Source organism: Paenibacillus ihuae, assembly GCF_001368795.1.
In the GTDB taxonomy this organism is placed as follows: Bacteria; Bacillota; Bacilli; order Paenibacillales; family Paenibacillaceae; genus Paenibacillus_AQ; species Paenibacillus_AQ ihuae.
Genome location: NZ_LN831198.1, coordinates 2,627,277 through 2,638,158, shown reverse-complemented (window position 1 = coordinate 2,638,158; position 10,882 = coordinate 2,627,277). Strand labels below are relative to the sequence as shown.

Genomic DNA, 10,882 nt, shown 5'->3' with positions numbered 1-10,882 from the left:
GGCTTTTGTGAAGTAGCGCATGAATCATCTGTGCAGCAGTCATCCTTTTTTATTTTCGCAGCAGACGTTTGGCAACAGTCATCTACTGAGGAGTTATCCGCAGAGCAACAGCTATCCTTTACAACTACTTTAGGAACTTGCTTGATTGACACAGCTAATTCCTTCTTAAACTTTGGTTTTTGTGAAGAAGAGTATGTTTTATCTAAGCTGCATTCTTCCTTCTCCACAGACATTGCCGAAGACTGGCAGCAGGAATCTCCTGCAGATTCAACCTTTGAGCAGCAATCATCATTCGCAGTGCCTATCGTTGTTTCCTTTTTGTACTCCATTAGACCTCAACCTCTTCCTTCTGCTGAAAAGCAAGCTTGATCAACTGTTTAAGGTGTTCATCCTGTAATGAATAAAAAACTAACTTCCCCTCTTTTCGATAATTGGCAAGTTTCATATTTCTTAGCAAACGTAAGTGATGCGAAGCAGTAGCCATCGAGCAACCGATAATATTCGCCACATCACATACACAAAGCTCTCCTTCTTCGCATAAACAGAATACGATCTTAAGCCTTGCATCATCAGCTAGCGCTTTAAATATTTGAGAAATGGTTTGCGTCTCAAACTGCTCAACACGCTGTTTTACACGGTTTTCCTTTTTTTCGTCATAACAATAAATGTCACACATATCTAGCTTTTGTTCATTAATAGTCATTTCTCACACCACCTTAACCCAATAATCAAACTGTCGTTTGATTGTATTTTATGCTATATTATATAAATAGTTGTTAAATTGGGTTTTCAAGCAACACCTAACGATGAAATTCACGGCCAAGATGTGTAAAAACGATTACATAATAAATGTACGGCGTTAGCAATACCAAATATACTCCTACCAAAATAAGCGATGACTGCGGAAACACTGTGTTAATAACCCAACAACAATAGGAACGATAATAAAATTAGAGACCATTAATGCTGCAGCAATCCGCTGACGATTGCAGAATTACAGGCTAGTAAATACGTTCTGGACCTTGGAAGCGGTGAGGGGTTTGATTGCGTACTAGGCTCTCGTCAGGTAGGCGAGCAGGGCCTCATCGGTGTCGATATGACACCTGAGATGATTAGTCTTGTACGAGATAATGCCGTCAAAGGACGGTTTGATAATAAGGAGTTCCGTTTGGGTGAAATTGAGCATCTTCCCCTCGCCGATATTACGGTCCATGTCATTATCTCCAACTGCGTGATTAATCTTTCCCCCGATAAACAACAGGAATTTCGCGAAGCATTCCGGGTACTTCAGCCAGATGGGCGTCTGGTAATCTCGGATATCGTGACTACGGCTGAGGCTTCTATCAGTATCCCGCCCTAGTTGTGAAATTTAATGCGTTTAATAAACATGATTTGTGGAACATGATTATAGCAGTAACATGATACAATTCCCTTAAAGGATGAAGGGGGATAGACGATGATAACGAGAGAGAAACTTGAACATCAACAAATTTGGTTATATGTAATTGCTCTAATTATTGGTGGGGTTTTAGGATTGGTTAGTCCAAAGGTAGGATCTTCGCTTCATATAACTATTTCTCCAATACTTGCGATTCTTCTCTATGGAATGTTTGCGCAAATCCCTTTTCTGCAATTACGAGAATCATTTTCAAATAGAAGATTCATCGGAGCTTTATTGGCTTCTAATTTTGTAATCGCACCTATTGTTGTATGGCTATTAACACAGATTTTCCCGCAGTCTTCGCCTATTTTAGTGGGTGTGTATTTGGTGCTTTTAACTCCATGTATTGACTATGTAATCGTTTTTACACAACTTGGACGCGGAAATGAAAGGCTTATACTCGCAGCGACACCTATATTATTTGTCGTTCAAATGATCTTGCTCCCTGTTTATTTGTGGTTATTTATGGGGGAGGAAACTGCCCGAATTGTAAAGGTTGGGCCATTTGTAGAAGCATTCTTTTTCCTGATTGTAATTCCTCTATTGCTTGCGATCATTACACAGTTATGGGCAAAAGGTAAAGCAAGAGGAAAAACCATATTAAATGCAACTGCTTGGTTACCGGTTCCGTTTATGGCATTAGCTCTTATTATTGTGGTGGCATCTCAAATTGGGAAGGTTTACAACGACTTTGATGTTATTGTATATGTAATTCCGGTTTATATTTTATTTCTTATTCTGATGCCGTTTTTATCGCGAATGGTTGCAGCGTTGTTCCGTTTAGATGTTGGAGCAGGGAGAGCGCTCATTTTTAGTTCAGGAACTAGAAATTCGCTTGTCGTCCTTCCTTTGGCACTCTCATTACCGGATGAATGGGCTACAATAGCCTCTGCGGTAATTGTTACTCAAACCATTGTGGAATTGGTAGGAGAACTCATTTATATACGAATCGTGCCTTCATTCGTATTACGGGATGTACAGCACAAAAATACCCGAAAACAGCAGCATTAGATTAGATGCTGTTTTTCCCGTGTCAAAAAGCATGCTTTTGGGGGACATATATCTCAGCAGAAAACCCAGTCACAACTAATAATTAATATGGGCGACCGAAGTCACCCATTTTTAGACAAGGCTCTCTCGTAGGTCCTGCACTGTTAACCCAAATTTGACTACAAGTGTCGAGGCGTAAATCACATCTCCTGCATTTTCAGCGACAATATGAACGCCGAGCACCAGCTTTATTGCTAAAAGGTGTGTTTGATAAACAAGCCTCTATTCTTTTATATCTAACGGCAACGATTATCAGCGGATACACAACCTTCATTCGCTGTTTGAAAAATGTAGTAAAACGAAAATATAATATTGATACTTTTTAGTGGGTGCCGTATCCATTGGGGAGTGGAAAGAAGCGACGCTCGATGCCATTCTTTTTGGCCTTAATGAGCTGCTTGAAGGATATGGCATGGAAAAAGCCCACAGAATATGGAAGCATTACTGCAGGTTACTCCGAAAGAAGCCATTTCCGTAGCTAAGCGAGTAAAACTAATAATCAAGTTCAACTTTTGTTGCTTTGGTTAGTCTGACGATCTTGATTGAACGGAGCAAGAAAGCTTAATTTAGGTCCAATGAAGATGGGGCAATCGCAGCGAATGCCCCATCTTTTTTAGATCGTTCCGATAGTCCGATACTTCTATAGTACATCCTTATTATTTTCTGTTTTCTCTTCAGATTCAACTAGTCCCTTTGCTCCTCTTTTGAACTCAGATAAGGTTGTGCCGATCGCTCTTCCCAGCTGCGGCAATTTAGAGGGTCCGAAAAGAAGCAGTCCCAAAATGACAAGCAATATCATTCCCGCAACCCCTATATTCATTGGCACATCCATCTCCCCATTCTATCCATTAGAAATTCACTAACAGTGCGGTTACATACATCAACAGGATTCCCAGTGTGAGTCCGCCAAAATTGAGCCACGATACGCTGGGAGCACCTTCCGCTTTGGCATCCCTTACAATCATTTTAGTAATAACATATATAACTTGAACAATTGCACCGGCACCAATACCGAAGAACAGAGCCGCCAATGTTTGATTAAAGACAAATCCTCCTATCCAGGTACCTACGATTGCTGGAGCCCCTCCTAAAATGGCCAATGCAAGAAAAGTTTTAATAGTCGGTCTTGCCTTCAAGAGTGGAGCTGCTATTCCGATGCCTTCTGTTATATTATGAAGTGTGAATCCGATAATGAGGAATGTACCCAGTGCTGCCTCACCCGCGGCAAAGGCTGCACCAATCGCAAGACCCTCACCGAGATTATGGAGACCGATCCCGCCTGCTATTTTGTAGGAAACTTGCTTGCCATAATTACGCTCAACTGTATTCTTCTTAATATTGGTCTGATCAACTGCAAGTAAAAATAAAAAGCTGAGTAGAGCTCCAAACCATACGAGTCCCGTTCCTTGAAACACGCCTGGAGCCTCCACTCCCAATTCTAATCCCTCTTGAATCGTGTCAATGGCAAGAAAGAACAACAAACCTACAGTAAATGCCAAAACGCCCTGAATCCCCTTAGAGGAAAAACGACGCATAAATGGATACCACATCAAACCGAGACCAACTGGAATTACTCCTACGTAAATTCCGATTAACGAGTATTGCATAAACCGGTTGCTATCTGCCTCAGGCGTTTTCATGGCTGCCGCTACATCACCTACAAAGATTAGACCGTTTTCTGTAATGAGCTTTATTTCATGCGGATCGCCTTCAACCCATGGATAAGGGACATAGACTGTTGCATTTCCCAACCGTTCAATAGTTGAGCTTGGTGTATAAGAGGCATTCCAAAACGAGCCGTCCACTACAACCTGTGCAATAGTTAGTGGTTCAGGTCCTGAATTCAAAACCCTCACCTCAAATCCCTCATCTGTCAGTATTATACGTTCGATATTCAATACTTCAATTGGAGCAGCTTGCTGTTCATCAACACCTGTTCCCCAATTGCCAAAAACGTAGATCATCCCTGCCAAGAGCAACAGCGGTAATATCCCCAATAACCACACCGTTCCGTAATTTCGTTTTTTATTTAATGGTTCGGTCTGCACAATATACCCCTCCTAATGTCACTCAACTTCGAAAAAACCCATCCATCCGAGCTCAGTAAACTCACTCTGATGGGCATGAAACATGTATCTACCTGGAGTTGGAAAGGTAATCTCAATAATGCCCCTTTCGCCTTGGCATTGCATGATCGTATCCGTAAACAACGGACGCGCGTCAGGATCAGCACCAGTGGGGTAATAGTGAAAATAATTGGAATGCAGATGAAATGAATTGATAGGATCGAATTCCGTCAAGTTGCTCAAATAAATCCGAACTAATTCTCCAACCTTTACTTTAATCGGTCTGGATTGATAAGCGAATGCGTATCCGTTCACCGTGTATACTTCATTTTCCCCATCTAAATCCAAATCGAATCCATTCATGACCATGCTTAACTCTTTTGCCTGTTTTCGTGGTTTCTTTGGATCAATAATAAAATGACCATATAATCCCTTATGAATATGCCTCGCAAGAGGCGGTACGTGACAATGATAAGGCTGCAATCCAGCGGGTTTGGCTTCAAACTCATAGACGAATTCTTTCCCGGTAGGGACAGGCTCCAAACCGTCCATATTAGTTGGATGTATGCCATGCAGATGTATGGAATGCGGATGCGCTGATCCGTTCCCGAACTTTATTCGAATAATGTCCCCTTCTGTACATCGTAAGGTTGGGCCAGGAATCGTACCGTTGAATGTCCATCCCGGAAAATTAATACCTTTTGCAATTTCCACCTCTGCATCCCAGGCAAGAATATTATATTCCCTAATGGTTCTGCCATCAGGCGCTTTACTTACTACCCCATAATCGAATGCGGTTAGCGCTTTAACCGCTGCTTCCAGCCCTGGAGTTGAATCCGTTCCTGGATCATAACCGTGAACCATCCCCTGATTCATTTGACTTTTCAAAGTGTGATGCATTTCCTTCTTATCCATGGCATTAGCTGTCTTGGTGAATAATGAACTAGTGTTAAAAAAACTAGTTCCTAACACCCCCACTACTCCTGCTGCGCCCATTTTCAAAATACTTCTTCTTGATAAGTTCTGCTTATTATTAGAAGACATTCCTATTCACCTCCGAGTTAATTTAAGTTAAAACCTTTCCTTAGGGCAAAATGGTTTAAATTAAAATCATTTTACCCCTAATCTAAAAATGTTTCCTTGAGGAAACATTTATCTTGGTTAGAATATATGATACAGTGGGCACTTTGTAAAGAATTATTTTTGTTGGATTGTCCTTATCTTATATAGGTTGCTTGACTAACAGAAAAGAGTCGACCAATTGAATTGATCGACTCTTTTCGTACATTAATAAACTCAAGCCTAGTGAGCTAGCAATAAGTTTTGTCACTTTAAACCTTACCATCATTAACCAATCGCCATTACTGATATCCCATAGCTGTTAATCTACATGACTTCGAATTCCTTGCTGCAAAAAAGGCTTTACGAGTCCGACCGATACTAACTTTTGAAGTTCCTTATATATCTGAACATTGGCAGCATAGGACTTCCACTTATAAATTCATACGAAGGATCAGGTTTATGTTCTTCTTCAGGAGAATTAAACCAAACTCCAATTTACCTTAAAACTCCAGCACCCTTTAGTTCTACTGCCGCTCATATGATCTACTGGCCGTCAGTACAGTGCCCTCTTCCCTTCTCCTAGTTGTGCAATATTACCACCTGATAAATTTACAACTCCATATCCATAAAAATACAGTAGTGCTACATCATTTGAACCACTAAATAATTTGTGAATAGATTGCCTCACTTGAGCTTTGTTAAGACCACTGGTGAGTTAGTAAGTAATCAGATTGAATAATTAGGTGTCCCGTCACTTCACGATTCAATACACTTGACATCTCGATTACTGGTCGGACAACTTTCCCAACGTTATGGACGACGTCTGGGTCTTGCTAGTGGGTTCTTGACCGGTGGCATAGGTGCCGTTGGAGTTGTGCTTGCAGTATATACGAATAATATTGTATTTTTCTTCCTTTCACAGCTCATTTATGGTGCAGGAACTGCAACAAATTTACAGGCACGTTATGCAGGTACAGACCTAGCGAGTTCCACCAAGCGTGCGACAGCGGTTAGTATCGCAATGGTATCAACCACCCTTGGTGCTGTCGCAGGTCCAAATCTGGTTGAACCTATGGGCCGCTTTGCTGTGGCACTTGGAGTCCCTGCTCTGGCTTGCCCTTTTATTCTTGGAGCTGCAGCCTACATTCTTGCCGGTTTAGTGCTTTTAGCTTTTCTTCGTCCTGACCCTCTTCTCGTTGCAAATGCAGTAGCAGCCAGAAAAAAGTAGATGGGGCGATCTCTCAGAAGAGCACTCGGGAAGCCTAGCCAAGAATAAGCGCGGAGTAATCGTTGGGGCAACCGTAATGATTTTAACGCAGATCGTCATGGTTGATGACAATGACACCTGTACATATGAGACATTATGGGCATGGGTTAAGTGAGGTCGGGCTGGTGATTGTCATCCACATTGGTTCTATATATCTTCCTTCTTTAATCACAGGGATTCTCGTAGATAAGATTGGACGAACTGCAATGGCATTTGCAGCTGGCGTAACACTTTTTGGCGCGGGTATTCTTGCTGCTGTTGCCCCTGCTGATTCTTTGTCGGTTCTGATCATTGCTCTTGCTTTGCTTGGATTAGGATGGAACTTCGGTCTAATTAGCGGTACAGCACTCATTGTGGATTCAACGACTCCATCCAATCGCGCAAAAACACAAGGTTCTGTAGATGTCTTGATTGCTTTGGGAGGAGCATTTGGGGGAATAATGTCCGGTATGGTTGTGGCCATTCCAGCTATACGTTACTGTCATTTGCAGGTGGAATTCTCGCACTACTGCACATTCCGAGGAGTTACTTCTACTCTTTTACACAAACTTCTTGACGCTACCTAATAAACGTTCTCTTGTCCATCCAAAGCAATAACAAACAGGTACATCCAACGCATCGTCTTTTTGGAACACCGAGACTTTGAGCATATCTTTGCCAAAGGTCTGCACATCGCTAAAATAGACAACTTCACAGACTGAATTAGTACAAAAAGTGTAAGTCGATTCAGTGTGAATAGTTTCTAAAGCTCTTGGTTTAAGCAATGCTTTGAGGGTAATCAATTGAACACCTTTCCCCTTTTGTTTGCAAACAGGACATTGAGTAGGCGTTGTTGGCTTTTTGAGAGGTGTCTGACAACAGCCAGCCATTCGTTATCACTCCCACTATAAATTAATATTTTCTCTCGTTTACTCACTCGTTCTTAGATTTTCAGCCATTGACTTGATGAGGGCTGGAGAAGTCATGTAAGGATGACAATATTTTCTGGTGGAGCCGGTGGCGGGAATAGAGATTGGGGAACCTTGTCCCCAGCCCATGGATACTTCCACTGATCGCACTTTGGATATCCACACCTTCTTTTGACGGCTTACCCTCCCATGTCACGCGGGGTCGTTGCCCTTACATTCCTTCGTTCTGCCTCTCAAAAGGTGGACGCCGTTTCTTGCTCCTTTACAGGGTCTTTGCCCTTATGGTGAAAAACCTACGGCTGCTCCGTGCTTCCATTGTCTTTGGTCATTTCAGTCCGGTGAGAAACGTGATTTCGGTTTTTCTTAAGCTGCCATCTGTAACTGGGCCTGACGTACCGGCCCTAAAACGTCGTTTGCATCGTACGGAATTTGCTTGGTGCCCAGCGTATGCAGGACACGTATGAGTTTCCCACACAACGCCACAATGGATTGCTTTTTCTTCAGTGGATTCTGACTTCGTTTGGTGAAGTACTGGTGCAGCGCCTTAAACTCGGCGTTCTTTGCTACCATGGGCATCACTGCCCGGAACAGCAGGGCCCTTAGCCTTGCGCGTCCACGTTTGGTAATGCTGGATTTGCCTTTTTTCTTTCCTGAACTGTTCTCTTTGAGATTCAGTCCGGCGAGCCGAATAATCTGCTGTCCATGCTCGTAACCGCTCAGATCCCCGACTTCCGCCAGGAACCCCGCCAAGGTGACCACGGCCACGCCCGGCACGGTGAGCATCTCCTCCGTTCCTGGGATTTGAGAAAGTAGACGCTCCACCTCGGCCAGAATCTCTTCGAGTTGTCTTGCGAACATTTCGTACTGTTCCAGAAGCATTTTAATCTCTATTTTTGCTGCAGGAAGTCCTTCGGTTAGACCGATGGAACTTCTCGCCGTTTCCATGAGGTACTGAGCTCGTTTGGCTCCTACGGCTCGTTTCACGTCTTTCTTCCACCGCTGTACAATGGCCTCTGTGCCCATCTCTACGACTTCACCTGGCGTTGGAAACTCGCCAAGCGTAATGCGTGAAGCCTTGCCTTCCCAGTCTTTAAATACCTGCGTGTACTCCGGAAAAAAGCGATCCAGCCAGTTCTGCACCCGCCTTTGCACCTGTCCGAAGTTCACCATGATTTTCTCCCGAAGATTCATGAGAATCCGCAGGTCGGCGTAAACGCTCGTCGGCAGTTTAGGTTCGCTGTACTTCCCGTTTCGCACCAAATCAGCAATGACTTTGGCATCTTTATAGTCGTTTTTGGTGGGTGAATTGTCTTCAAGTTCTTTACTTTTGTGTACGTGATGGGGATTCACAATGACCAAAGGAATGCCCTGCCGCCCTAAATATTCCGCCAGTGTAAACCAGTAGTGTCCGGTGGGCTCAATGCCGAAGAGGACGTCGCTCTTGGCATGCTCCCGCTGAAGCTCCTTCATCCACTGAACCAGTTGCTCTAGCCCGGTACGGGTATTGGAGAACACACAATCCTTCCCCAGTTCAATCCCGCGAAAATCGATAGCGCGGGCCACATGGGTTTCTTTGGCGATATCTGCGCCGACCACAAGGGTATTTTCGGAAATTCGAATGATTCGTTGATTCTGTTTCTTCGATTGTTTATACTTCATAGTGAGCGTACTCCTTTTAATTCGGGCATGAATGTGACTGCATTCGAGACCCAGCATACAGGAGGCGCTTTTTTTGTTCAAACCTCAATTTAATTCATTACAGGAATGGCTCCTTTACACACTTATACTAAAGCCATATAAATTTCCGACTCAACATACCCCGACATTTCTATTGCTTCTTTCCACAATGCGCTTGTTAACCAAAAGTGTTGATTTCCATGAGACCCATTTTTCTTCAAGGCGTTCTCTATGCTGAAGGCGAAATACTCCATGGGTATTTCAAAATCAGCCGAAACTCCATGCTCTTTACGTAACTCACTAAATAGACTGAAAATGGTCTTTGCATCTTTTTCTAATCTTTCCCCTCTACTATATCCTTCAGGAAAGAAAAATCGGCTAAAGCTCCATCCACTTTCAACTGGATAGGATGAAATTTCCTCATCATCATAGCATTTTAAAATTAACTTCATTTCTTCGATCGTGCGAATTCCATAAAAATGATGTTCATGTGTCATGAAACGTCCGATAATCTGAGATTTCTTTTGTTCCAGGAAAAAAGTACGACGAGATAACAGCTCCTCTTGCCCGACAGAAATAACAGACATACTTATTTTCTTCCTGTCCAATTCATTATAAATATCCATAAGCCAGTTATAGTGATATTCGGTTAATCGATGAGCCTCATCCATAATTAGAATGATTCGACGCAATCTTGATTTTTCAGCTTTTTCAAGCATTAAGTTAACAATTTGACGGCGCATCTCCGCAGGTTTTCTCTTTGCAGGAAACGGGAAATTAAAATCATTAAGAAGATCCAGGAAAAATTTTTCTTCACTGGGAACTCGATAAGAATTACTATTTGCAATCAAAATGGGTAAAGGGGCTCCAAGATCCGTTGGTAGATGTTCTATAGCAAATTTTAATGCTGATGTCTTTCCAATACGAGGTCTTCCGTACACAATCATACCTGGTAATTTTGTTTTATATACTTTTAATAATTCTTCATAGATCTCATATTCTACATTCTCTTGCTGCTGCTTTGAGATTTGTCTAGCCCTTTCTAGTGCATCATTGCGTTCTTCTGCTTCCTGAAGTGCTTTGGTTTGTTCTGCAGGCTCATTTACGCGTTTCCTATTTTTATTAGAAGCCTCTCTTACCTGTGTCACTTTATTGGCTGCTCCTCTTTTTCCTAATGTTGCATTTTTCATCAAATAATCCGTGTAAATAAATACTGGATCGTCCCATGTTGTATAATAAATGATTTTCCGCTGAACCAAAGAGTTTATAGCCTTTCTAGTCTGTAAGGAATGGGGTGTTAATGACCACTTCCCGGCAGCAGTAAGATAGTCAAACTCACTACCATCTTCCAGATAAGCTTTAACTGTACGTAGGTCATCTACATTAACATGGAGATGAAGCTCCTTATTAA

At 42.5% G+C, this 10,882-nt stretch carries 9 protein-coding genes and 4 pseudogenes; 5 read left to right on the top strand and 8 right to left on the bottom strand.

Annotated elements, in window-relative coordinates; translation table 11 throughout:
• Nucleotides 1–369 (top strand): hypothetical protein (locus AQR02_RS32440; RefSeq protein WP_159067751.1); only part of this gene is annotated, 369 nt, incomplete at its 5' end.
• Here the strand turns inward: AQR02_RS32440 and AQR02_RS11955 are convergent.
• A complete protein-coding gene (locus AQR02_RS11955; RefSeq protein WP_054940692.1) occupies nucleotides 329–703 on the bottom strand; it encodes an ArsR/SmtB family transcription factor in 375 nt (124 codons plus the stop codon). The genes AQR02_RS32440 and AQR02_RS11955 overlap by 41 nt on opposite strands.
• A 264-nt stretch (nucleotides 704–967) precedes the next feature.
• Here AQR02_RS11955 and AQR02_RS31295 point away from each other — a divergent pair.
• Nucleotides 968–1,336 (top strand): annotated as a pseudogene (locus tag AQR02_RS31295) (methyltransferase domain-containing protein); the annotation flags it as partial.
• A gap of 120 nt (nucleotides 1,337–1,456) precedes the next feature.
• Nucleotides 1,457–2,452 (top strand): arsenic resistance protein, encoded by a 996-nt coding sequence (locus AQR02_RS11950; RefSeq protein ID WP_054940691.1) that lies wholly within the window; start codon nucleotides 1,457–1,459, stop codon nucleotides 2,450–2,452.
• A gap of 117 nt (nucleotides 2,453–2,569) precedes the next feature.
• On the opposite strand, the pseudogene AQR02_RS31940 reads toward AQR02_RS11950, so the two are convergent.
• A pseudogene (locus tag AQR02_RS31940) lies at nucleotides 2,570–2,674 on the bottom strand (hypothetical protein); the annotation flags it as partial.
• An 8-nt stretch (nucleotides 2,675–2,682) separates the two neighbouring features.
• Between AQR02_RS31940 and AQR02_RS34110 the strand changes: the two are divergent.
• Nucleotides 2,683–2,959: pseudogene (locus tag AQR02_RS34110) on the top strand (cation-transporting P-type ATPase); the annotation flags it as partial.
• A gap of 172 nt (nucleotides 2,960–3,131) precedes the next feature.
• Here AQR02_RS34110 and AQR02_RS11945 read toward each other — a convergent pair.
• From AQR02_RS11945 to AQR02_RS11935, 3 genes are read right to left on the bottom strand one after another with little or no spacing between them, the layout of a single operon-like run.
• Nucleotides 3,132–3,311: a twin-arginine translocase TatA/TatE family subunit gene (locus tag AQR02_RS11945; protein ID WP_269751883.1), complete on the bottom strand. Its 180-nt coding sequence runs from the start codon at nucleotides 3,309–3,311 to the stop codon at nucleotides 3,132–3,134.
• 28 nt (nucleotides 3,312–3,339) lie between these two features.
• Nucleotides 3,340–4,539: a ZIP family metal transporter gene (locus AQR02_RS11940; RefSeq protein ID WP_054940689.1), complete on the bottom strand. Its 1,200-nt coding sequence runs from the start codon at nucleotides 4,537–4,539 to the stop codon at nucleotides 3,340–3,342.
• A gap of 18 nt (nucleotides 4,540–4,557) precedes the next feature.
• A complete protein-coding gene (locus AQR02_RS11935) occupies nucleotides 4,558–5,601 on the bottom strand; it encodes a multicopper oxidase domain-containing protein (protein WP_054940688.1) in 1,044 nt (347 codons plus the stop codon).
• 802 nt (nucleotides 5,602–6,403) lie between these two features.
• On the opposite strand from AQR02_RS11935, the pseudogene AQR02_RS34105 reads away from it, so the two are divergent.
• Nucleotides 6,404–7,442 (top strand): annotated as a pseudogene (locus tag AQR02_RS34105) (MFS transporter); the annotation flags it as partial.
• Here AQR02_RS34105 and AQR02_RS11925 read toward each other — a convergent pair.
• From AQR02_RS11925 to AQR02_RS11915, 3 genes are all read right to left on the bottom strand, one after another.
• Complete coding sequence (locus tag AQR02_RS11925; protein ID WP_054940687.1) at nucleotides 7,426–7,755, bottom strand: hypothetical protein; 330 nt, start codon at nucleotides 7,753–7,755, stop codon at nucleotides 7,426–7,428. The pseudogene AQR02_RS34105 and the gene AQR02_RS11925 overlap by 17 nt on opposite strands.
• Nucleotides 7,756–8,157: 402 nt before the next feature.
• A complete protein-coding gene (locus AQR02_RS11920; protein ID WP_054940686.1) occupies nucleotides 8,158–9,453 on the bottom strand; it encodes an IS110 family RNA-guided transposase in 1,296 nt (431 codons plus the stop codon).
• Nucleotides 9,454–9,575: 122 nt separating this feature from the next.
• Nucleotides 9,576–10,882, bottom strand: a 1,307-nt coding sequence (locus AQR02_RS11915) for a TniB family NTP-binding protein (RefSeq protein WP_082451817.1), incomplete at its 5' end; no start/stop codon positions are given.